This is a genomic window from Janthinobacterium sp. TB1-E2, assembly GCF_036885605.1.
Lineage (GTDB): Bacteria > Pseudomonadota > Gammaproteobacteria > Burkholderiales > Burkholderiaceae_D > Janthinobacterium > Janthinobacterium aestuarii.
Genome location: NZ_CP142523.1, coordinates 5,622,746 through 5,643,830, shown reverse-complemented (window position 1 = coordinate 5,643,830; position 21,085 = coordinate 5,622,746). Strand labels below are relative to the sequence as shown.

The window sequence follows — 21,085 nt, the reverse complement described above, 5'->3', positions numbered from 1 at the left end:
CCTTGACGCACGAGATGCGCAAAGTGGAACCGCGAACGCAAAAAATATTTACTTTTTGGCGGGGGCGTCCACCATCACCAGGTAGCGCGTCAGCATGCGGATGCGCAGCTGGGGGAAATTGTCGATCAGCAGCTGCAGCGCCTTGTCCGTGTCGTCCAGCGGCAGTACGGCCGCCACGCGGATGCCGGCGATCTGCGCGCGGTCGTAGTGCAGCTGGCCGTGACGGTGGCGCGCCAGCTCGTCGAGCACGTCGGCCAGCGGCAAGTCGTCGACCACCAGCTGGTGCGCGCGCCACGCTTGCTGCACGCTGGTCGCATCGATGCTGGTCAGTGGCCCGACGCCATCGTCGGTGATGCGCGTGCGCTGGCCCGCCTGCACCACGACGGCCCGATGCTGCGGCACCTGCGCCGATACTGTCGATTCGAGCATGCTCAGGATGGTGGCATCGTCTTCCCTGCGCACGGCAAAACGCGTGCCCAGCGCGCGGATCGCCGCCTGCTTGCTGTCGACGATGAAGGGGCGCTGCGCATCCTTGGCCACATCGACGAGGATGTCGCCAAGCACCAGCTCCACATGCCGTTCGCCCGCATTGAAGCGTACGTTGACGGCGCTGCCGCCGGCCAGGGTCAGGCGGCTGCCATCGGCCAGGGTGTGCGTCTGCCATTGTCCCGTGGGGCTGCGTAGGTCGGCCAGCAGGTAGGCGGGGCGCTCGCCGAGGACCAGCGCGCCGGTCAGCACCAGCACGGCCACGGCGCTGGCGGCGGCCAGCTGGCGCAGACGCTGGCGCTTGGGCGCGATGGCGGCCAGGGCGGCGCGCGCGGGGCGATGGTCGCCGCCGGCCGGCTCGCGCACGGCATGCAATTGGCGCAGCAGGTTTTCCATGCCGGCGGCCACTGTCGCGTGCAGTGGATCGGCCGCCTTCCACGCGGCGAAGCCGGCCCGCGCCATGTCGCGCTCGGCCGTGTCGTCGGCGCTCAGCTGCACGATCCAGCGGGCGGCCTGCTCGGCGGCGATATCGGTGCGCGTGCCGCTCATGCCGCCATGGCCGGGCAGGCGTGGCGGCAGGCCAGCAAGGCTTGCACCAGGTATTTTTGCACCATGCGCGTGGAGACGTTCAGCTGCGCGGCGACGGCGGCCTGCGGCTGCTCTTCCAGGTAGTGCAGCAAAAAGGCCTCGCGCGCCTTGGCGGATACTCCGTCCAGCGCCGTGGCGATCTGCCCGAGCGCCTGTACGGCCATCAGGATCTCGTCCGGCGAGGGCGCACCGGGCAGGCTGTCGGCCAGCAGGGCCAGTTCCGCCAGGTAGCTGCGTTCGAGTACTTGCCGGCGCGCGCGGTCGAGCAGCAAGCGCTTGGCCGTCGTCGACAGATAGGCACGCGGCTCGCGCATGCCGAACAGGGCGTCGCGCGAGGCGATGATGCGTAAAAAAGTGTCTTGCGCCACGTCGGCCGCGCCATGCGGGCAGCTGAGTTTCTTGCGCAGCCAGCCCACCAGCCAGCCGTGATGCTCGCTGTAGAGCGTGTGCACTTGCTGTTGCAGGCTGGGCTGGATGGCGGACATGGGGGATGAATAATATAAATGAGAATTATTCTCATTGTAAGCGGCAGAGGCGACTTGTCACAATCCCCGATTGCATGTGGATGGGGCTGGTGTTGCGCGCAGGCCGCATGCGTGGTGCTGCCGGAAATGAAAAAACCCGCCGCTGCACGGGGCAGGGGCGGGTTCTTCATACTGCAAATTCTTGGTGGTGATAGGTGGACTTGAACCACCGACCCCAGCATTATGAATGCTGTGCTCTAACCAACTGAGCTATATCACCAAACAGACCGGTCAGACCGGATGCTCGTTTTGACCAGAGGAAACCTGATCGATGTTCTTTGGTGGTGATAGGTGGACTTGAACCACCGACCCCAGCATTATGAATGCTGTGCTCTAACCAACTGAGCTATATCACCCAACAGCCGAGCATTATCCAGTCTTCCCATTTCCTTGTCAATGCCGGCGCAAAAAAATGTGCGGTTTTTTCACGCGCCGGCGCAGGCATGATTATTTCAATAACGGCTGGATCTGCGCCAGCATGGACGAGGCCGGATCAGGGCCCAGGCAGTTGATGACGATGCGTTCCGACATTGAGCGTAGCCTAAGTCGAGCCTAGCGCTTGGCCAGTTGTTGTGTGGCGATGCTTATTTCAGCAAAGGGACAATTTGTGCCAGCATGGCCGAGGCCGGATCAGGGCCCAGGCAATCGATGACGATGCGTTCCGGCATCGAGCGCAACCAGGTCAGCTGACGCTTGGCCAGCTGGCGCGTGGCGATGATGCCCGTCTCGCGCAAGGCGGCGCGGTCGATGCGGCCATCGAGGTAGTCCCATGCCTGGCGGTAGCCCACGCAGCGCATCGACGGCAGGCCCGGGTGCAGGTCGCCGCGCCGGCGCAACCCATCCACTTCATCGAGCAGGGCGTCGTTTTTCAGCATCAGGTCGAAACGCGCGGCAATGCGCGCGTGCAGCAAGGCGCGGTCCGACGGTTCCAGCGCGAACGATTGCAATTGAAACGGCAGCACGGTCTTTTCGCGGCGGTCCAGCAGGGCTGACATGGGCTGGCCGGACAGGGCGATGATTTCCAGCGCGCGGCCGATGCGCTGCGCGTCCTGCGGCGCCAGGCGCGCGGCCGTGACGGGATCTTGCTGCGCCAGGCGCGCATGCATGGCGGGCCAGCCGATGGCGGCCGCATCTTCTTCCAGCTGGGCGCGCAAGGCAGGATCGGCGCCGGGCAAGTCGTCGAGGCCATCGGCCAGGCCTTTGAAGTACAGCATGGTGCCGCCGACCAGCAGCGGCAGCTTGCCGCGTGCGGAAATTTCGCTCACCAGGCGCAGGGTATCGTTGCGGAACTGCGCCACGGAATAGGCGTCCAGCGGGTCGATGATGTCGATCAGATGATGCGGTACCTGGGCCAGTTCTTCCTGCGACGGCTTGGCCGTGCCGATGTCCATGCCGCGGTAGACGAGGGCGGAATCGACGGAGATGATCTCGGACGGAATCGCTTGCGCGATGGCCAGCGCACTGGCCGTCTTGCCGCTGGCCGTGGGGCCCATGATGGCGACGGCCAGGGGGAGGTGTGGGGTGTTTAGCATGTTGACTCTTGTAAGGTGATGCGTAGGTCGGATTAGCGCAAGCGTAATCCGACGTGATGCCGCCGCTGCAGTGTCGGATTACGCTGCGCTAATCCGACCTACTGGCCGCGCAGGAACAGTTTATCGAGCGCATTGATCTCGACCTGCACCCACGTCGGCCGGCCGTGGTTGCACTGGTCGGCGCGTTCCGTGCTTTCCATCTGGCGCAGCAGGGCGTTCATTTCCTGCACCGACAAGATCCGGTTGGCGCGCACGGCCGTATGGCAGGCCAGGGTGCCCAGCAATTCGTTCTGGCGCTCGATCAGCACGCGCGAGCCGCCGTATTCGCGCACGTCGCGCAGCACGTCGCGCGCCAGGGTTTGCGCGTCCGCGTTTTTCAGCAGTGTCGGCACGCTGCGCACGGCCAGCGTGGTGGGCGACAGGGCGGCGATGTCGAAGCCCAGCGCTTTCAATGTGTCCTGGTTTTCATTCGCCGTCGACACTTCGATGGCGTCCGCATAGAAGGTGACGGGGATCAGCAAGGATTGCACCTGCATGTCCTGACCGGACACTTGCGCCTGCAGCGCGTTTTTCAGCTGCTCGTACAGGATGCGCTCGTGCGCCGCGTGCATGTCGACCAGCACCAGGCCCTTGGTGTTTTGCGCCAGGATGTAGATGCCATGCAGCTGGGCCAGGGCAAAGCCCAGCGGATATTCTTCGCGCGCCATCGCTTCGGGCGAGGCGATGTACGGCTCCACCTGCGTGATCGGCGAGTTGGCGGCGCCTGCACCGCCGCCGAACAGGGCGCCATAGGCCGCCGTATCCTGGGCCACGCCTGGGGCGTCGGCAAAAAAGGGACGGTTCGCGCCGGGCGAGGCGGGCGCGAAGGTGTTCGTGAATTGCGCGCCGAACGAGGTCTGCGTCTGCTCGCGGCGCCAGATGCCGGACCCACCCAAGCCCGCGCCCGCGGTATCGCCGCTCAGACTGGAGGCGGCCGGCAAAGGCGCCGGTACGCTGCCGAACGCTGTGGCCGACGTCTGCGCCAGCGCGCGCTGCACGGCGTGGAAGACGAACTGGTGCACGGAACGGCTGTCGCGGAAGCGCACTTCGATCTTCGACGGGTGCACGTTGACGTCGACCAGGGCCGGGTCGAGGTCGAGCGCCAGCACGTACGATGGAAAACGGTCGCCGTGCAGCACGTCCTGGTAGGCCATGCGCACGGCGTGCACGAGCAGCTTGTCGCGCACGAAGCGTCCGTTCACATAAAAGAACTGGCCATCGGCGCGCGCCTTCGATGCCGTCGGCAAGCCGGCAAAGCCGTGTATGCGCAGGCTGCCGGCCGACTCGTCCAGCGCCAGGCGCGCTTCGGCGAAGTCATTGCCGAGGATGTGGGCGCTGCGCTTGGCCAGTTCGCTGATATTCCACTGGTCGATGGTGCGCCCGTTGTGCGACAGCGAGAACGATACGTCCGGCCGCGCCAGCGCGATGCGGCGCACGACTTCGGCGCAGTGGCCGTATTCCGTCTGCTCGGATTTGAGGAATTTTCGCCGCGCGGGCGTGTTGAAATACAGGTCCTGCACGTCGACCGTGGTGCCGTGCGCGCCCGACGACGGAGAGACGCTGCCATTGTGCGAGCCGACGATTTCCCACGCATGCGCCGCGTCAGCCGTGCGCGAGGTCACGGTGACGGCGGCCACCGAGGCGATCGAGGCCAGCGCCTCGCCGCGAAAGCCCAGGGTGCCCACGTTTTCCAGGTCGTGCAGCGAGGCGATCTTCGACGTGGCGTGGCGCGCCAGGGCCAGCGGCAGCTGATCCTTGTCGATGCCGCGGCCGTTATCGGTAATCGCGATGCGTTTCACGCCCCCTTCTTCCAGCCGCACCGTGATCTGCGTGGCGCCCGAGTCGAGCGCGTTTTCCAGCAGTTCCTTGACGACAGCCGATGGCCGCTCGACCACCTCGCCGGCGGCGATTTGCGAAATCAACTGGTCAGGCAAGGCCTGGATCGGGCGGTGGGGCGTAATGGGAGCGTTCATGCGCCAATTATACCGGGGTCAGACCCTCAACGCCGCCAACGCCAGCGTACTTGGGGTCAGACCCTCAACACCGCTAACTCAAAATTTAGCGCCTACGTGCCCGGGGGTCTGACCCCAGCCTTAGTCCCTATTTATTCCCCACCTCCCGCACCGGTATCGGCGCATTGCACACGTCGACGTGGCCGGCCGTGACCTTGCTCCACGGGCCGCCGCGGTGGCGCTGGGCTTCCAGCACGGCCTGGTAGGCGGCGCTGTCGGTGCGCATCACTTCCAGCTTGCTGCGCTGCTCGGGCGGCACGCTGGCGGCCAGGCGGATGGCCTTGATCGGCACGTTTTTCTCGGGGCTGTCATAAAAGCCCATGGGCCCCGTGCCGCGCGGCAGGGTGGACAGCAATGGCATGCCGGAGACGACCCTGCCGACGACGGTGATGTCGCGGTCCAGGTGGCGCGGCGACTGGCCGATGACGGCGTACAGTTCCGTGCCGCCGCCGCTGTCGCTGGCGCTGTCGCGGCCCACGCCCACGGTGGCATAGCAATGCGTGAGCCAGGCCGTGCCCGTTTTCGGATCGCGCGCGGACGGGAAACCGTTCGAATGGCCCACTTGCGGCGCATAGCCGTCGACGTCCGGCAGGCGCGTGAAGCTCTTGATATTTTTCAGCGGTACCGTGAATTCGCCGGGCAGGGTGCGCTGCGCATGCTGGATCGGCTTGGGATTCTTCTCGTTCGGATCGCCCCACTGCGCCACCCAGTTGTCCTGCGCGCGCGTGATCGCCAGGCCGTCGTAATACTGTTCCGCCACCAGGGCCTTGATATTGGCCACGTGCTTGGGCGCGAAGTCCGGTGCCAGTTCGATCACCACGCGGCCGGCGGGAATGTCCAGGTACAGGGTGTTGTCCGGGTCCAGTGGACGCCAGTCGGACGACTTCGAGGCCTTGATCACGTCGGCCAAGGTCGCCTTGGCGGGCAGTTCGGCGGGCGCCTTGATCTGGACGGGCGCCGCGTGGGCAGCCAGCTGTGCAAGGCCCAGTACGGTGGCCATGGTCAGGCCGCTCAGTGGGTGTCGATACATGTTTTCTCCTGGTCGGCGCGGGTTGCGCCGTGCAGAAAGTGTATACCGGAATGGCAATATTTCGTCGTAAAAACATTGCATACCGTAATCCTGAGAGTTGCCTGCCGATATGGTGTTTCCTTAACCTTTACTTAAATTGCCACACGCGCAAGGGCGCCGCATAATTAATCCAGAAATATCGGCCCGGGGACTGCCGTTGCGCGGGCCGGGTGGTGTATGATTCCGCCGCTACCTTTAGGGAAAAATATATGGATTTTGTGCAATTCCTCGACATGATCGTGCATGTCGACAAGACGTTGGGTATCTTGATCGAGCAGTACGGCACCCTCGTGTATGCGGTGCTGTTCGCCATTATTTTTTGCGAGACAGGCCTCGTGGTGCTGTTTTTCTTCCCTGGAGATACCTTGTTGTTTATCGCCGGCGCGTTTTGCGCGACGGGACAGATGCACCTGGGCTTGCTGATCTTCCTGCTCGTCACGGCGGCCATCACGGGCAATACGCTCAATTACTGGATAGGCGAGGCCATCGGGCAGAGGGTGTTTACCCACGATTACCGCTGGATCAACAAGGACGCCATGCGCCGCACGCATGAATTCTTTGAAAAGCACGGTGGCAAGACCATCATCCTGGCCCGTTTCGTGCCGGTGGTGCGTACCTTCGCCCCGTTCGTGGCCGGCATTTCCGACATGACGCATGTGCGCTTCCAGATGTACAACATCACGGGCGCCCTGTTGTGGGTGGTCGGTCTGGTCACGGCGGGCTACTTCTTCGGCAATATCCCGTGGATCCGCGACCATCTGACCTTGATCGTGCTGATCGGTGTCGGCGCCGCCGTCGTGCCGGTGGTACTGGGCGGCATGTGGAAACTCTACAAGCGCATGGTCGGCAAGTCGGCGTAATTGCTGCAAAGATCCAGGGCAAGCATGCTGCGGCGCCGTCCACAGCTGGCCCTGGATCCCGTTTTCTCTTCGGTACTTCTGTTTTGCTCCTGCCCTGATTCAAGTTTTGTTGCTTTACAGCCGTAAACCAGAAGGTATTCTCACTTTCTGGATTTCCATGCGACATTTGAGCGCCCTGTTAGCTTGCAGCCTTGCCGTGATGACGGCCATGGCAAGCGCCAAAGATGCCCCCGCCCCGGCGAGCGCCACCGCATCCGCGCCCATGTCGGCGTCGGCGCGCGCGGCCGCCATGAAAACCCTGACCGAGTCGGTGAAGGGCAAGGAGGCCAAGGCGCCTGTCGTCGTCGCGCCCACGGCGCGCGAAAAGGAGGAAGCGGCCGAAGTCGATCTGTCCGAACGCATCGCCGCGCGCCTGGCGGAAATGCGCGCCACCCAAGCTGCCCGCGCCGCCGCCCGCGCCAAGCGCGCCGCCGTGGTGAAGGCCGCGCCGCCGCCACCGCCACCCGTGCCGCGCGGCACGCACTGGTCGTACGAGGGCGACAGCGGTCCGGCCAACTGGAGCAAGATCAATGTCGACTGGGGCAAGTGCGGCAATGGCAGCCGCCAGTCGCCGATCGATATCCGCGACGGCATGAAGGTGGAGCTCGAGCAGATCAGCTTTGACTACCGCCCGTCGTCGTTCAACGTGGTCGACAATGGCCACACGGTGCAGGTGGGCGTGAGCGGCGGCAATTACATCACGGTGCAGAACCGCATGTTCGAGCTGCAGCAATTCCATTTCCACCGCCCGTCCGAAGAGCGTATCAATGGCAAGGCCTTCGAGATGGTGGTACACCTGGTGCACCGCGACGCGGAAGGCCGGCAAGCCGTGCTGGCGCTGCTGCTCGAACGCGGTGCGCCGCAAGCGACCATCCAGACCGTGTGGAACAACCTGCCGCTGGAAAAATTCGAGACCATGCAGCCGACCATCCTGCTCGACCCGGCCGAAATGCTGCCGGCGCGGCGCGACTACTACACGTACATGGGATCGATGACGGAGCCGCCTTGCAGCGAAGGCGTGCTGTGGATGGTAATGAAGCAACCGGTGCAGGCGTCGCCGGCGCAGATGGCGCTGTTCAGCCGCCTGTATCCCTTGAATGCGCGCCCGGTTCAGCCGACCAATGGCCGCATCATCAAGGAATCGAATTAAACGAATGCGAGGCGCTGGCGCCCGGTCCATTCGGCGCCGGCGGCCAGCGTATCGGGCTGGATCAGGGCCGGCTCGATGCAGATGAAGCGCGGCTGCTCGTCGTCGGCCAGGTCGGGCAGGGCGGCCGCGTCTTGCGCGCCCGGGTTCCACACGACGGCGTCCGTAAAGCCCTGCTGCTCCAGGCGCAGGGTGTGGCGGCCAGACTGCAGGCTCAAGGCGCCCGGCAGCTGGTAGTAGATGCGGTCCAGCTTGTCCGAAAATTGCAGCACTTCTTCCGCCTGCAGGGCATCTTGCGGCGTCTCGTCCGAATAGCGCACGCGCTGCAAGCCTTTGATGCGCGCTTCGCTCAAATCATCAATCGAAAAATACGTATGCAGGGCGGCCGAAAACGGAAACGCCTGCTCGCCCGTGTTGTGCACGGACAGGTCCAGTTCCAGCGCCTGCGCCTTGACGGCCACGCGCAGGCACAAGGTGAAGGCGCAGGGCCAGCTGGCGGCGATCGCTTCGGGCAAGTCGGCCTGGGTCAGGATAAACTGCGCCCATGCGGCGCCATCGCTGTCGCCGCTCGATTCCAGCTGCCACGTTGCCACGCGCGCAAAGCCGTGGCGCATGCCCGTACCGCGCGCGCCGAACTGGGGAAAGATCACGGGTACGCCACCGCGGATGGCGCGGCTGCCGTCGAGGGCCGAATCGCGGCTGCAGAACAGGCGCTCCTGGCCATCGCTGGTCTGCCACGAGACCAGGTGGCCGCCGTACAGGGTGACGGTCGCCTGCGCACCATCGGCCGCGCGGATGGTCACGGCCGGCAGCTCGCCAAAGATACTCTCGCTCATGCTAGGCTTTCATGTCAGGTCAGGCGGCTTTTCGCCAGCGGCGGATTCTTCGCAAAATAATTCTTGATGCCCGTGACGATGGCGTCGGCCATCTGGTCCTGGTAGCCGTTGTCGGTCAGCTTGGCTTCTTCTTCCGGATTCGAAATAAAAGCCGTCTCGATCAGGATGGAAGGGATGTCGGGCGCTTTCAGCACGGCGAAGCCGGCCTGCTCGACGGAGCCCTTGTGCAGGCGGTTGATGCCGCCGATTTCGCGCAGCACGGCCTTGCCCAGCTTCATGCTGTCATTGATCTGCGCCGTCGTCGACAGGTCGAGCAGCACGCTGGCCAGCTGCTTGTCGTGGTTCTTCACGTTCACGCCGCCGATCAGGTCGGCCTGGTTTTCCTTGTTGGCCAGCCAGCGCGCGGCCGTCGAGGTGGCGCCCTTTTCGGACAGCACGAACACGGACGAGCCGCGCGCCGTCGGCTGGATGAAGGCGTCGGCGTGGATGGAGACGAACAGGTCGGCCTGCACCTTGCGCGCTTTTTCCACGCGCATGCCCAGCGGGACGAAGAAGTCGGCGTCGCGTGTGAGCATGACGCGCATGTTCGGCTGCAGTTCCAGCTTGGTCTTGAGGCGCTTGGCGATGGCCAGCACCACGTCTTTTTCGCGGCTGCCCCGGCTGCCCATGGCGCCCGGGTCTTCGCCGCCGTGGCCGGGATCGAGCGCGATGGTAATCATGCGCATCACTTTCTGGCCAGGCTGGGGGCGCGCTTCGGGGCGCTGTTCCGGACGTACGTCGGGCACGGGCGGCACGATCGGTGTTGCCGGTGTGACGGCGGCCACGGGCGGCTTGCCGCTCTCGGGCAGAGGCAGCGCGGGCGGCGGTGTGTGCGTGTCGGCCATCGGTGGCTTGGCCGGGTCGCTCGACCAGTCGCCCTTTTCGATCATCTGCGCGATCAGGTCCGGTTCGCGCACGGGATACAGGTCGAAGATCAAGCGGTGGTTATAGGAGCCGGCCGGCGGCAGGGTAAACAGCTGCGGCGTGACTTCCTCTTTCAGGTCGAACACCAGGCGCACGACGTTGGGCCGGTTCTGGCCCACGCGCACCTGCTTGATGTACGGGTCGTTCGACTGGATCTTCGCCACCAGGCCCTTCAAGGTGGGATTGAGTTCCAGCCCCTCGATGTCGACCACCAGCCGTTCCGGATCCTTGACGATGAAGTGGGTCGCCTTGAGGATGCTGTCGTTTTCCAGGGTGACACGCGTGTAGTCCTCGGCCGGCCAGACGCGCACGGCGAGAATTTGCGCCGCCATCGCCGACATGGGCGCGAACACGGACAACAGCAGGGTGCCGCCGGCCTTGAGGACCGTGCGCCGGGTGATGGGCGAGGAGATCAAAGGTTCGGGGCGAATTTGAGACGGTGAAGGCATGACAGACCCAATTCAGAAGACGCTTGCAATTCTACATCACGTCCTGTACCCGCAACGTTCAAATAAATATTCAGGTCGGCCGGCGGCAGTACCGGTTCGGCTTTCTCCGGCCATTCGACGATGCAGATATTGCGGCCGTCGAAGTCTTCGCGAAAGCCTGCATCGAGGAATTCCTCGGCGCTGCCCATGCGGTACAGGTCGAAGTGGATGACGTTGACGCGCTGGCCATCGAGCTGCACCGTGTACGGTTCGGACAAGGTGTAGGTGGGGCTTTTCACGTGGCCCGCATGGCCGGCCGCGTGCAGCAGGGCGCGCGTGAGGGCCGTCTTGCCGGCACCGAGGTCGCCGTGCAGGTAGATCGCCAGGCCCGGCGCCAGCGCGCGCGCCAGCGCGGCGCCCAGCGCGGCGGTGCCGGCTTCGTCGTGGAGGTGGGCTTTGAAGTGTTCGGTCATTATCTTCGGTATCGCATAAAATGGAGGCTGCTGTCATTGTAACCGCCCGCGCGCCTGCCGTTTTCCGTAAAGTCCCTTATGTCCGCCACCGTCACCGATCTCGCCGTCCTGGCGCGCACCATCAAGGAATGGGGGCGCGAGCTGGGTTTTGCCGAGGTGCGCATCGCCGACGTCGACCTGTCGCACATGGAAGCGCCCTTGCAAGCCTGGCTCGATGCAGGGTATCACGGCGAAATGGATTACATGGCCAGCCACGGCATGAAGCGCGCGCGCCCGGCCGAACTGGTGCCGGGCACGGTGCGCGCCATCAGCGCCCGCATGAATTATCTGCCGCCGGCGCTGGGACCGGACTGGCGCGAACGCGAGGCGGCGCGCGACGCCGACCCTGAAGCGGCCGTGATCTCCGTGTACGCGCGCGGCCGCGATTATCACAAGGTGATGCGTTCGCGCCTGCAGCAGCTGGCCGACCGCATCAAGGGCGAGATCGGCGACTTCGGCTACCGCGTCTTCAGCGATTCGGCGCCCGTGATGGAAGTCGAGCTGGCGCAAAAAGGGGGATTGGGCTGGCGCGGCAAGCACACCTTGCTCATCAACCGCCAGGGCGGCTCCTTCTTTTTTCTCGGCGAGATCCTCATCGACGTGCCGCTGCCCGTCGACCCGCCGGAAACGCCGCGCTGCGGCCAGTGCTCGGCATGCATCACGGTGTGCCCGACACAAGCCATCCTGGGGCCGTACCAGCTCGACGCGCGCCGCTGCATCTCCTACTTGACCATCGAATTGAAAGGCGCCATTCCCGTCGAAATGCGCCCCTTGATCGGCAACAAGGTGTACGGCTGCGACGATTGCCAGACCGTTTGCCCGTGGAACAAGTTCGCCCAGCGCGCCGTCGTGCCGGACTTCGACGAGCGCCACAGCCTGGGCAGCGCCGGCATGGTGGAGCTGTTCGCCTGGACGGAAGAGGAATTCAACCGCCGCATGGAAGGCAGCGCGATCCGCCGCATCGGCCACGAACGCTGGCTGCGCAACCTGGCCGTCGGCATGGGCAACGCGGCCGCCAAGGCCAAGGGCCAGGCCGACATCGTCGCGGCCCTGCTGTCGCGCCGCGAGCACCCGTCGGCCATCGTGCGCGAACATGTGGAATGGGCGCTGGCGCTGCACGGCATCGCCTAGACCGTCCTTACACCTGCTTCAGGCGCAGCGCCGACCAGTCCGCGTCGATGGCGACCATCGCCACGCTGTCGAGCCCCACGGTTTGCGCAAAGTCGCGGATATCGTCGCGGTGGATATCGCTGCCCGCTTTGATTCCACCCTTGCGGTACGCCACCCACAGTGCGCCACCGGGCGCCAGGCGCGCCTGCGCCGCTGGCAGGAATTGCTCCAGTTCCGCGCGGCTGCGCGCGAACAGCAGTATCCAGTCCGCATTTTCACCTTCCCGTACCACCCGCTCGGCCGGCAACTGCGCCAGCAATGCCTCATGCTCGCCGCCGTCATTGAGCACGGCCAGGGCCGTGGCATTTTTCACATACATTTTTTCAGCAAAGGTTTTTTCGGACATGGCATCGGCGTGTGGAGTGGGGAAAGACGAGCATAACAAATTTCTCCTTGACTTATCGATATATCGTTATAAAATAGCGATACCTACTAACGATATATCTTTAAAGAGAAAACATGAGAAACTCACACCATACAGAACACGGCCACGGCGGTCATCATCATCACGGCCATTGTGGCCAGCATCACCACCATCATGGCGAGCATCGCCACGAATACTCCATGCATGGCCGCGGCCCGCGCGGCTTCGACGAGCGCGGTGACGGCATGGGCGGTGGTCCTGGCGGGCGCGGTGGACGCGGCGAGCGGGCCGAGCGCGTCTTCGGCCGCGGCGACTTGCCGCTGATCGTGCTGGCGCTGATCGAAATCAGCCCCCGCCACGGCTATGAAATCATCAAGGCCATCGAAGAGCGTTGCGGCGGCGCGTACGCCCCCAGCCCGGGCGCCGTCTATCCCACCTTGACCCTGCTGGAAGAGCAGGACCACGTGACGTCGTCCGAAAGCGCCAGCGGCAAGAAGCTCTACACGATCACGGACCTGGGCCGCGCATATCTCGACGAGAACCGCGCCCAGGTCGACGGCATCCTGGCCCGCCTCGACATGTTTGCCCGCGTCCAGGCGCGCAAGGCCTTGCCCGAGCGCGTGCACCAGGCCATGCACACCTTGAAGCATGCGCTACTGCTGAACAAGACCAATTGGAGCGACGCGGAAGCCGAGCGCGTCTCCGCCGTGCTGGAACAGGCGGCCAACGCCATCGTTGACGGCCACTGAGCCCACTTTACAAGGATACCCAATGACTACTGTATCAACTGCAACGCCACGCCCGCACGCCATCGAACGCGTGCGGCATGACTTGAAACTGCGCGTGCTCACCGTCGTGCGCACCGAACAGATCACGCCGCACATGCGCCGCATCACGCTGGCGGGCGACGACCTCGATGGCTTTGTCTCGCCGGCGCACGACGACCACGTGAAACTGTTCTTCCCCGCCCCGGGGCAGACTACTCCCGTGTTCCCCGTGCTGGGCAATGGCCCGAATCCCATCCAGTACGCGGAAGGCGCGCGTCCCATCGCCCGCAACTACACGCCACGCCGCTACGATGCCGCGCGGCGCGAGCTGGAAATCGACTTCGTGCTGCATGGCGATGGCCCAGCGGCCAGCTGGGCGGCGCAAGCCGCACCGGGCCAGACCCTGGGCGTGGGCGGCCCGCGCGGCTCGATGCTGGTGCCACTCGACTTCGACTGGTATGTGCTGGTGGGCGACCAGACGGCCTTGCCGGCCATCGCCCGCCGCCTGGAGCAGCTGCCGGCCACGGCGCGGGCCATTGCCGTGATCGAGATCGTCGAAGACGGCGAGCAGATCGCGCTCGATTGCGCGGCGCAGCTGGAGGTGCGCTGGGTCGCGCGCAATGGCCGCAAGGGGCCGCTGCTGCTGGACGCGCTGCGTCAGGTCACGCTGCCGTCAGAAGGCGACGGCTATGTGTGGGTGGCGTGCGAGCATGCGCAGGTGCAGGGCTTGCGCGGGCACTTTATTGAAGGCGGGGTGCCGAAGCAGCATCTGCATGTGGCCAGTTACTGGAAGCATGGGGCGGCCGAGCATCATGAACATCACGATGAGTGATGGTGGTGGTGTCGGCTTACGCGCGGGGCGCTAAGCCGACCTACGCCTGATGTGCCGCGCCAGCCGGAGGCCCGCTTCGCGCATGAGACGATTGCCTGGTTTTTAACTTTCCAATTGCATATAATATTTTTTTATAGAAATAATATTCAAGGGGAAAATGTTGAAATTACTGTCTTTGAGCGTGCTGGCCGCAGTGCTGATGGGATGCTCGACGCCGCGTCCACCCGTTGTCATGCCGGAATTCCAGCAGGCGGAATATGACGCCTTGCAAAAAAACGGTACTGGCGGTGTCAAGGGCCAGGCCTTCATGAAGACCAAGGGCGGCGAATTCAAGAAGGCCGGTGGCGAGAAGGTCACTTTGCGACCGAAGACGGAGTATGCCCGCAAGCTGGCCATGCTGCCTGCCTCGCTGTACAAGCGTCAGGTGGTCGGCACCGTCAGCCCGAAGATCCGCGACTATGACCGCACGACCATGGCCGACAGCGACGGCCGGTTCGAATTCACGGAAGTCCCCGATGGCACCTATTACGTCACCACCAACGTGACGTGGTCGGTGTTCTATCCGGGCGCCTTCACGCCCGTCGAAAGCAAGCAGGGCGGCACGCTGACCTCCGAAGTGACGGTGGCGGATGGCAAGGTCTCGACGGTCATGCTGACGCGGTAAGCCCCGTTTCCGTTGTCGTCAACAACCGCGCCCGCTTTACCTTCGTCTTGAGTGGTGGTGTCGGCTTACGCGCTGCGCGCTAAGCCGACCTACGCCTACGCCGACCTGCATTGCAATGTAGGTTGGATTAGCGGCGCGAGAGCGCCGCGTAATCCAACGACAGCGTCATTACTTCAACAACCCAGCCAGCTCCACCGCCGTCTTGACCTGCATCTTGTCGAAGATATGCGCGCGGTGGACTTCCACGGTGCGCATGCTGATGCCCAGCTTGTCGGCCACCACCTTGTTCATCTTGCCCGCCAAAATCAGGTCCAGCACTTCGCGTTCGCGCGTCGACAAGGTGGCCAGGCGCGCGTGCACGGCGGCCAGTTCGCCGGCCTGGCGCGAGTTGGCCAGGCCTTGCTGTACGCGGTCCATCAGGTCGTTGTCGTTGAACGGCTTTTCAAAGAAATCGAAGGCGCCCCGTTTCAGGCTGTCGACGGCCATCGGCACGTCGCCGTGGCCGGTGAGGAAGATCACGGGCAGGCGCGCCGTCAGGTCGCGCTTGACCAGCTGGTCGAACATGGCGATGCCGTTCATGTCGGGCATGCGCACGTCGAGCAGCACGCAGTCGCCGGCGGCGTCGAAGTTGCCGTCCAGGCTATCGAGAAATTGCTGGGCACTGGCGTAGCTGCGCGCCTCGATGCTGCGCGAGGCGGCCAGCCAGGACAGGGAGTCGCGTACGACCTCTTCGTCGTCGATGATGTGTAGCATGGGGTCTCCGGCTTGTCGTTATGCGTTATTAGTTATTCGTTAGTGCGGCGCGCTTGGCGCGGCCGGCACGCTGAAGGTAAAGATCGTTCCGCCAGCGGGGTTGGCGCCGAAGGTCAGCGCGCCGCCGTGAAATTCGATGGCGGTGCGGCAGATATTCAGGCCCATGCCCATGCCTTCGGACTTGGTCGAGAAAAACGGCGAAAACAGCCGTTCGGCCACGTCCTGGGGAATGCCATGGCCATGGTCGATCACGTCCACCGTCACCATGCCCTGCTGCGCGTCGTGGCTGGCCCGCAGGCGCATGATACGCCGTCCCGGCGCCGCATCCTGCATGGCCTCGATGGCGTTGCGCGTCAGGTTCAGCAGCACTTGTTCGATCATCACGGGATCGGCGCGCAGCAGCGGCAGGTCCGGCGGCAGCTCTTCCTGGATGGTGACATAGTATTTGCGCGCCTGCAGGTCGATCAGCGCGCGGATGCCGTCGATCAGGGTGCGGATGGCGATATCCTGGCGCTGCGGCTCGCTCTTGCGCACGAAATCGTGCACGCTGCGGATGATCTGGCCGGCCCGCTGCGCCTGCGCGCTGGCCTGTTCCAGTGCCGGCTTCAATGTACCCGGATCGACGGGGGCGTCATGGTCGATGGCGCGGCGGATCAAATTCAAGGCGCCCGTCGTGTAGCTGGAAATGGCCGCCAGCGGCTGGTTCAATTCGTGCGCCAGCATCGACGCCAGCTCGCCCATGGTGGCCAGGCGCGAACTCGTTTGCAGCTTTTCCTGCTGCTGGCGATTGAGTTCCTCGACCCGCTTGCGGTCCGAGATATCGAGCACGGACCCCATCCAGCCCGTCTGCTGGCCGTTCTTGTCCACCAAGGGCGCCTCGAAGATCAGCACGGGCACGCGCGTGCCGTCCGGGCGCTGGAAATAGGTTTCGAACTGCGGCGTGGGATTGCCGGCCAGGGCCTTGACGAAGCGCTGCTGGTATTCCTCCAGCGCTTCGGGCACCCAGTAGGGCATGGGCGGCAGGCGTCCGAGGATTTCCTCGGGCGGATAGCCGACGATCTGGCAAAACGCGGGATTCACATACGTGACCCTGCCTTCCAGGTCGCGCGCGCGCATGCCCGTCACCAGCGAGTTTTCCATCGCCGTGCGAAACAGCATCTGCTGGCGCAGCGCGCCTTCGGCCACCAGGCGGCGCGAAATATGCCGCCACAGGGCAAGCAAGCTCCACAGCAAACCCAGCGACAGGGCGATGACGGAGCCGACCAGCAGATTGGGCAGCAGCTTGGGCTGGCTTTTCACGCTGTCGGTAAACAGGGTGATGCTGGCGCCGGGCACGTCGAGCGCGCGCTTGTGCGTGTACACGCCGTGACCGGGGCCGGCGGCGGCGCGCCGCGCCAGCACCTTGTCGTCGCGGTCGATCAGCGAAATCTGGTTATCCTGCGCAAACCACCACGGCACCATTTCATCGAGCAGGCTGCTGATCTGGTAGGTGGCCACCAGGCTGCCCACATAGCGCTGGCCATCGAACAGGGGCTGGTGGTAATCCATCAGCATGGCGCCCGGCGGCGCGTCGGGAAAGCCCGTCTGCTGCGAAGGTTGGGCATACTGGCCCCGGTGCAAACGGCGCGCATTGTCGGCAGCCGTCAGCGAGGCCGGCGAAAACGACAGCGCGTGCGGCAGGCTGTTGTCGCTGGTGGCCAGCACCTTGCCGCTGGTGTCGAGCCACAGCACGCGCTGCAATTCGCGGCCATTGCGCAACATCTGCTGCAGCCGTTCGTGCACTTTTTCCGCGCCCAGCGAGCCGCTGGCGATGTCCACGCCCAGGTTGAACAGACTTTCCTCGTTGCGCGCCAGCTGGAAGCGGATGGTCTGCTCCACCCACAGCGTATCGGCGATCAGCTGCTCCTGGCGTTCGTTGCTCTCCATCTGGCGCGCCTGCCAGGGCAGCCAGAACAGGATGGACAGGAACAGCAGCAGCAGGATGACGGGCAGCAGCCAGCGCATCGGGCTCGATAGCTTGAAGCGGCGCGCAAGGGTGGGGGGAGTCGGCATGGCTGGCAGGGTAGCGGCTTATCGGGAACCGGCTATTGTGGTTAACCACAATAGCCGAAGCAGTTTCTTTGGCACAATATTCAAGTAGACAAATAATAAAGTTTTTCAAAAACCACTCAGGAGACAAAAATGCAGATGAAAACCATGTTCGTCGCGCTGTGCGCGGCCATCGGCGCCACCGTCGGCGTCCACGCTTACGCGCAAGCCCCCATCGTCATCAAGTTCAGCCACGTCGTGGCCACCGACACGCCGAAAGGCCAGGCCGCCGAGCGCTTCAAGCAGCTGGCCGAAAAAGCCACGAACGGCAAGGTCAAGATCGAACTGTACCCGAACAGCCAGCTGTACAAGGACAAGGAAGAACTCGAAGCGCTGCAGCTGGGCGCCGTGCAGATGCTGGCGCCCTCGCTGGCCAAGTTCGGCCCGCTGGGCGTGAAGGAGTTCGAAGCATTCGACCTGCCCTACATCTTCCCCACCAAGACGGCGCTGTATAACGTCACCGAAGGCGAAATCGGCAAGAGCCTGCTGAAAAAACTGGAACCCAAGGGTATCACGGGCCTGGCCTACTGGGACAACGGCTTCAAGGTGATGTCGGCCAACAAGCCGCTGCACATGCCGGCCGACTTCAAGGGCCTGAAAATGCGCATCCAGTCGTCGAAGGTACTCGACGCGCAGATGCGCGCGCTGGGCGCCAATCCGCAAGTGCTGGCCTTCTCGGAAGTGTATCAGGCGCTGCAGACGGGCGTCGTCGACGGCACGGAAAATCCGCCATCGAATATGTACACGCAAAAGATGCATGAAGTGCAAAAGCACGTGACCGTGTCGAACCACGGCTACCTGGGCTATGCCGTCATCGTCAACAAGAAATTCTGGGATGGCTTGCCGCCCGATATCCGCGGCCAGCTGGAAAAAGCCATGCGCGAGGCGACCACGTTTGAAAAAGCCATCGCCCAGCGCGACAACGACCAGGCCCTCGACGCCATCAAGAAAGCGGGCAAGACGCAGATCTATACGCTGACGGTGCAGGAACAGGCCGAGTGGCGCAAGGCGCTGGCGCCCGTGCAAAAGGCCATGGAAGCGCGCATCGGCAAGGATCTGATCTCGGCCATCAACAAGGAAAGCGCGAAGTAAGCGCGCTGGCCGCGCCACCCGGCGCGGCTGTCAGGGATATTCCTGTCTTTCTGTAGCAACGGCACCTGCGCGTCCTGCGCGGGTGCCAGCGTACCCGCATTCTTTGAAAGTCCACCATGAAATTTCTGGATCACCTGGAAGAGTGGCTGATCGCGACCCTGATGGGCGCGGCCACCTTCATCATCTTCGTTGCGGTCGTGCACCGCTACCTGGCGGGCCTGCCGATACCGGGCCTGCAAGACTTCCTGATTCAAATCAATACCAGCTGGGCCCAGGAACTGTGTATCTACATGTTCGTCTGGATGGCCAAGTTCGGCGCCGCATATGGCGTGCGCACGGGCATCCACGTGGGTGTCGATGTGCTGATCAACCGTATGAACCCGCGCTGGCGCGACCGCTTCATCGTCTTCGGCCTCGGTGCCGGCGCCCTGTTTACGGGCATCGTGGGGACCCTGGGTGCCAGCTTCGTGTGGTCGATCGGCCACACGGACCAGACCTCTGCCGACATGGAAATCCCCATGTGGCTGGTGTATCTGGCCGTGCCGCTCGGTTCCTACCTGATGTGCTTCCGCTTCCTGCAAGTGATGGTGCATTTCATCAAGACGGGCGCCTTGCCGAAACACGACCACTCGCATGTCGAGGGGCTGGAAGACGAACTGACGGCTGAAGAAAAAGGAGCCAAGGCATGAACGCGCTGATCATTTTTGTGTTGCTGCTGGCGCTGATGCTGACCGGCATGCCGATTTCCATTTCGCTGGGCCTGACGGTACTGACGTTCCTGTTTACCATGACCAGCGTGCCCATCGAATCGGTGGCCCTGAAGATTTTCACGGGCATCGAGAAATTCGAGATCATGGCCATCCCGTTCTTCATTTTGGCCGGTAACTTCCTCACGCATGGCGGGGTGGCGCGGCGCATGATCAACTTCGCCAGCTCCATGGTCGGCCACTGGCATGGCGGCCTGGCGCTGGCCGGCGTGATGGCGTGCGCGCTGTTTGCGGCCGTGTCCGGTTCCAGCCCCGCCACCGTGGTGGCGATCGGCTCCATCATCCTGCCGGCCATGGTCAAGCAGGGCTATCCGCGCGGTTTCGGCGCCGGCGTCATCACCACCTCGGGCGCGCTGGGCATTTTGATTCCACCGTCGATCGTGATGGTGATGTATTCCGTCAGCACGAATACCTCGGTCGGTAAACTGTTCATGGCGGGCGTGATTCCCGGCATGATGCTGGCCATGCTGCTGGGCCTGACCACGTGGTTTTTGGCGCGCAAGCACAACTATCCGCGCATGAAAAAGGCCAGCTGGGGCGAGCGCTTCGTCACGTTCAAGAAGAGCGCCTGGGGCCTGCTGCTGATCGTCATCGTCATGGGCGGCATCTATTCGGGCGCCTTCACGCCGACGGAAGCGGCCGCCATGGCTGCCGTGTACGCCTTCATCATCGCCGTCTTCGTCTACAAGGACTTGAAGATCAAGCAAGTGGGCAAGGTCTTGCTCGATTCGGCCGCCATGTCGGCGATGCTGTTGTACATCATCACCAATGCCGTGCTGTTCTCGTTCCTGATGACCAGTGAAAACATCCCGCAAGCGATGGCCGAATGGATCACGGGCAAGGGCCTGGGCGTGATCAGCTTCCTGCTGGTGGTCAACGTGCTGCTGTTGTTGGCTGGTAACGTCATGGAACCGTCGTCCATCGTGCTGATCATGGCGCCTATCCTGTTCCCTGTCGCCATGAAGCTGGGCATCGATCCCGTGCATTTCGGCATCCTGATCGTGGTCAACATGGAAGTGGGCATGTGCCATCCGCCCGTGGGCTTGAACCTCTATGTGGCGTCAGGCATCACGAAGATGGGCATTTCGGAGCTGACCGTGGCCGTGATGCCATGGCTGCTGACGATGCTGGCCTTCCTGGGCCTGATCACCTACGTACCACAAATCTCGCTGTGGCTGCCAAATTTAATTTACAACTAAAACAGTTGTCCCCGTCATGGTGCAAAAAAAGTCGATACGGCCGAATAAATGCGCTATGATGGGCAGCCTTAAGGGGAAACACGTATATGCATATGCGCCCCGGTAGCAAGGCTGAAATACAGAATTGGCAACAAGGTTAGTGGGGGAGTGGTCTATAAAAACGGTATTGATACCGGGGATATATTGAGGAGACACACGTTTCACAGAAGTTGTTGAGTCATAGCTGTCTGCGGCCACAAGCCGGCACCGGCGGACCCAAATGACCGGGAACGTGAAGCAATATTTGAAGCGCACCGACTGGTGCGCTTTTTTTTCGTGCGCAGGAAACGTCCGCCGGCACGCCCAAAGTCGGTG

Annotated in this window: 20 protein-coding genes and 2 tRNA genes; 9 read left to right on the top strand and 13 right to left on the bottom strand. The window is 63.5% G+C overall.

All coding sequences use genetic code 11. The features are described from left to right. Window positions 1–48 precede the first annotated feature (48 nt). The 7 genes from OPV09_RS25410 to OPV09_RS25380 all read right to left on the bottom strand — a co-directional run bounded on the left by OPV09_RS25410 (window position 49) and on the right by OPV09_RS25380 (window position 6,211). Window positions 49–1,035, bottom strand: coding sequence for a FecR family protein (locus OPV09_RS25410; protein ID WP_338679684.1), 987 nt, complete (start codon window positions 1,033–1,035; stop codon window positions 49–51). Continuing rightward, window positions 1,032–1,559: a sigma-70 family RNA polymerase sigma factor gene (locus OPV09_RS25405; RefSeq protein WP_034746818.1), complete on the bottom strand. Its 528-nt coding sequence runs from the start codon at window positions 1,557–1,559 to the stop codon at window positions 1,032–1,034. Before OPV09_RS25405 ends, OPV09_RS25410 begins: the two co-directional genes overlap by 4 nt. A gap of 182 nt (window positions 1,560–1,741) precedes the next feature. Continuing rightward, window positions 1,742–1,818 (bottom strand) — tRNA-Met (locus OPV09_RS25400). Between the two features lie 59 nt (window positions 1,819–1,877). Beyond that, window positions 1,878–1,954: transfer RNA gene (locus OPV09_RS25395), tRNA-Met, on the bottom strand. A gap of 228 nt (window positions 1,955–2,182) precedes the next feature. Further along, a complete protein-coding gene (miaA, locus tag OPV09_RS25390) occupies window positions 2,183–3,130 on the bottom strand; it encodes a tRNA (adenosine(37)-N6)-dimethylallyltransferase MiaA (protein ID WP_338679683.1) in 948 nt (315 codons plus the stop codon). A gap of 98 nt (window positions 3,131–3,228) precedes the next feature. Beyond that, entirely contained in the window at window positions 3,229–5,142 is a 1,914-nt protein-coding gene (gene mutL / locus OPV09_RS25385; protein WP_338679682.1) for a DNA mismatch repair endonuclease MutL, read from the bottom strand. A gap of 127 nt (window positions 5,143–5,269) precedes the next feature. Continuing rightward, window positions 5,270–6,211 (bottom strand): peptidylprolyl isomerase, encoded by a 942-nt coding sequence (locus tag OPV09_RS25380; RefSeq protein WP_338679681.1) that lies wholly within the window; start codon window positions 6,209–6,211, stop codon window positions 5,270–5,272. A gap of 248 nt (window positions 6,212–6,459) precedes the next feature. On the opposite strand from OPV09_RS25380, the gene OPV09_RS25375 reads away from it, so the two are divergent. Next, a complete protein-coding gene (locus OPV09_RS25375; protein WP_034746831.1) occupies window positions 6,460–7,110 on the top strand; it encodes a VTT domain-containing protein in 651 nt (216 codons plus the stop codon). A 157-nt stretch (window positions 7,111–7,267) separates the two neighbouring features. Next, a complete protein-coding gene (locus tag OPV09_RS25370) occupies window positions 7,268–8,299 on the top strand; it encodes a carbonic anhydrase (RefSeq protein ID WP_034746833.1) in 1,032 nt (343 codons plus the stop codon). Here OPV09_RS25370 and OPV09_RS25365 read toward each other — a convergent pair. From OPV09_RS25365 to tsaE, 3 genes are read right to left on the bottom strand one after another with little or no spacing between them, the layout of a single operon-like run. Further along, window positions 8,296–9,132 (bottom strand): D-hexose-6-phosphate mutarotase, encoded by an 837-nt coding sequence (locus OPV09_RS25365; RefSeq protein ID WP_319990755.1) that lies wholly within the window; start codon window positions 9,130–9,132, stop codon window positions 8,296–8,298. The genes OPV09_RS25370 and OPV09_RS25365 overlap by 4 nt on opposite strands. Before the next feature lie 14 nt (window positions 9,133–9,146). Further along, window positions 9,147–10,544, bottom strand: a complete 1,398-nt coding sequence (locus OPV09_RS25360; RefSeq protein WP_034746839.1) for an N-acetylmuramoyl-L-alanine amidase — start codon at window positions 10,542–10,544, stop codon at window positions 9,147–9,149. Beyond that, window positions 10,508–10,996 (bottom strand): tRNA (adenosine(37)-N6)-threonylcarbamoyltransferase complex ATPase subunit type 1 TsaE, encoded by a 489-nt coding sequence (tsaE, locus tag OPV09_RS25355; protein ID WP_034746843.1) that lies wholly within the window; start codon window positions 10,994–10,996, stop codon window positions 10,508–10,510. Before tsaE ends, OPV09_RS25360 begins: the two co-directional genes overlap by 37 nt. Window positions 10,997–11,074: 78 nt before the next feature. On the opposite strand from tsaE, the gene queG reads away from it, so the two are divergent. Then, a complete protein-coding gene (queG, locus tag OPV09_RS25350; RefSeq protein ID WP_070301251.1) occupies window positions 11,075–12,166 on the top strand; it encodes a tRNA epoxyqueuosine(34) reductase QueG in 1,092 nt (363 codons plus the stop codon). A 7-nt stretch (window positions 12,167–12,173) separates the two neighbouring features. On the opposite strand, the gene OPV09_RS25345 is transcribed toward queG, so the two are convergent. Next, a complete protein-coding gene (locus OPV09_RS25345; protein WP_319990756.1) occupies window positions 12,174–12,551 on the bottom strand; it encodes a DUF3052 family protein in 378 nt (125 codons plus the stop codon). Window positions 12,552–12,769: 218 nt separating this feature from the next. Here OPV09_RS25345 and OPV09_RS25340 point away from each other — a divergent pair, with 218 nt between their 5' ends. The 3 genes from OPV09_RS25340 to OPV09_RS25330 all read left to right on the top strand — a co-directional run bounded on the left by OPV09_RS25340 (window position 12,770) and on the right by OPV09_RS25330 (window position 14,832). Continuing rightward, entirely contained in the window at window positions 12,770–13,318 is a 549-nt protein-coding gene (locus OPV09_RS25340) for a PadR family transcriptional regulator (RefSeq protein WP_034746852.1), read from the top strand. Window positions 13,319–13,340: 22 nt separating this feature from the next. Then, the gene (locus OPV09_RS25335) at window positions 13,341–14,168 is read left to right on the top strand and encodes a siderophore-interacting protein (RefSeq protein WP_051990799.1); all 828 of its coding nucleotides are present in this window, start codon (window positions 13,341–13,343) and stop codon (window positions 14,166–14,168) included. 157 nt (window positions 14,169–14,325) lie between these two features. Beyond that, window positions 14,326–14,832, top strand: a complete 507-nt coding sequence (locus OPV09_RS25330) for a carboxypeptidase-like regulatory domain-containing protein (RefSeq protein ID WP_319990757.1) — start codon at window positions 14,326–14,328, stop codon at window positions 14,830–14,832. Between the two features lie 168 nt (window positions 14,833–15,000). Here OPV09_RS25330 and OPV09_RS25325 read toward each other — a convergent pair whose 3' ends face one another. Then, window positions 15,001–15,585, bottom strand: coding sequence for a response regulator transcription factor (locus tag OPV09_RS25325; protein ID WP_070301256.1), 585 nt, complete (start codon window positions 15,583–15,585; stop codon window positions 15,001–15,003). A gap of 39 nt (window positions 15,586–15,624) precedes the next feature. Next, complete coding sequence (locus OPV09_RS25320) at window positions 15,625–17,637, bottom strand: sensor histidine kinase (RefSeq protein ID WP_072455110.1); 2,013 nt, start codon at window positions 17,635–17,637, stop codon at window positions 15,625–15,627. A 135-nt stretch (window positions 17,638–17,772) separates the two neighbouring features. Here OPV09_RS25320 and OPV09_RS25315 point away from each other — a divergent pair, with 135 nt between their 5' ends. From OPV09_RS25315 to OPV09_RS25305, 3 genes are all read left to right on the top strand, one after another. Further along, window positions 17,773–18,765, top strand: coding sequence for a TRAP transporter substrate-binding protein (locus OPV09_RS25315; RefSeq protein ID WP_413774532.1), 993 nt, complete (start codon window positions 17,773–17,775; stop codon window positions 18,763–18,765). Between the two features lie 116 nt (window positions 18,766–18,881). Continuing rightward, entirely contained in the window at window positions 18,882–19,454 is a 573-nt protein-coding gene (locus OPV09_RS25310; protein WP_034746865.1) for a TRAP transporter small permease, read from the top strand. Beyond that, window positions 19,451–20,731, top strand: a complete 1,281-nt coding sequence (locus OPV09_RS25305) for a TRAP transporter large permease (protein WP_034746868.1) — start codon at window positions 19,451–19,453, stop codon at window positions 20,729–20,731. The genes OPV09_RS25310 and OPV09_RS25305 overlap by 4 nt, the downstream gene beginning before the upstream one ends. The last annotated feature ends 354 nt before the right edge of the window (window positions 20,732–21,085 follow it).

Excerpts from the sequence above, each read along its gene's own strand:
- OPV09_RS25410 (WP_338679684.1), bottom strand. The coding sequence starts at position 1,035 with ATGAGCGGCACGCGCACCGATATCGCCGCCGAGCAGGCCGCCCGCTGG.
- OPV09_RS25405 (WP_034746818.1), bottom strand. The coding sequence starts at position 1,559 with ATGTCCGCCATCCAGCCCAGCCTGCAACAGCAAGTGCACACGCTCTAC.
- miaA (WP_338679683.1), bottom strand. The coding sequence starts at position 3,130 with ATGCTAAACACCCCACACCTCCCCCTGGCCGTCGCCATCATGGGCCCC.
- mutL (WP_338679682.1), bottom strand. The coding sequence starts at position 5,142 with ATGAACGCTCCCATTACGCCCCACCGCCCGATCCAGGCCTTGCCTGAC.
- OPV09_RS25380 (WP_338679681.1), bottom strand. The coding sequence starts at position 6,211 with ATGTATCGACACCCACTGAGCGGCCTGACCATGGCCACCGTACTGGGC.
- OPV09_RS25375 (WP_034746831.1), top strand. The coding sequence starts at position 6,460 with ATGGATTTTGTGCAATTCCTCGACATGATCGTGCATGTCGACAAGACG.
- OPV09_RS25370 (WP_034746833.1), top strand. The coding sequence starts at position 7,268 with ATGCGACATTTGAGCGCCCTGTTAGCTTGCAGCCTTGCCGTGATGACG.
- OPV09_RS25365 (WP_319990755.1), bottom strand. The coding sequence starts at position 9,132 with ATGAGCGAGAGTATCTTTGGCGAGCTGCCGGCCGTGACCATCCGCGCG.
- OPV09_RS25360 (WP_034746839.1), bottom strand. The coding sequence starts at position 10,544 with ATGCCTTCACCGTCTCAAATTCGCCCCGAACCTTTGATCTCCTCGCCC.
- tsaE (WP_034746843.1), bottom strand. The coding sequence starts at position 10,996 with ATGACCGAACACTTCAAAGCCCACCTCCACGACGAAGCCGGCACCGCC.
- queG (WP_070301251.1), top strand. The coding sequence starts at position 11,075 with ATGTCCGCCACCGTCACCGATCTCGCCGTCCTGGCGCGCACCATCAAG.
- OPV09_RS25345 (WP_319990756.1), bottom strand. The coding sequence starts at position 12,551 with ATGTCCGAAAAAACCTTTGCTGAAAAAATGTATGTGAAAAATGCCACG.
- OPV09_RS25340 (WP_034746852.1), top strand. The coding sequence starts at position 12,770 with ATGCATGGCCGCGGCCCGCGCGGCTTCGACGAGCGCGGTGACGGCATG.
- OPV09_RS25335 (WP_051990799.1), top strand. The coding sequence starts at position 13,341 with ATGACTACTGTATCAACTGCAACGCCACGCCCGCACGCCATCGAACGC.
- OPV09_RS25330 (WP_319990757.1), top strand. The coding sequence starts at position 14,326 with ATGTTGAAATTACTGTCTTTGAGCGTGCTGGCCGCAGTGCTGATGGGA.
- OPV09_RS25325 (WP_070301256.1), bottom strand. The coding sequence starts at position 15,585 with ATGCTACACATCATCGACGACGAAGAGGTCGTACGCGACTCCCTGTCC.
- OPV09_RS25320 (WP_072455110.1), bottom strand. The coding sequence starts at position 17,637 with ATGCCGACTCCCCCCACCCTTGCGCGCCGCTTCAAGCTATCGAGCCCG.
- OPV09_RS25315 (WP_413774532.1), top strand. The coding sequence starts at position 17,773 with ATGAAAACCATGTTCGTCGCGCTGTGCGCGGCCATCGGCGCCACCGTC.
- OPV09_RS25310 (WP_034746865.1), top strand. The coding sequence starts at position 18,882 with ATGAAATTTCTGGATCACCTGGAAGAGTGGCTGATCGCGACCCTGATG.
- OPV09_RS25305 (WP_034746868.1), top strand. The coding sequence starts at position 19,451 with ATGAACGCGCTGATCATTTTTGTGTTGCTGCTGGCGCTGATGCTGACC.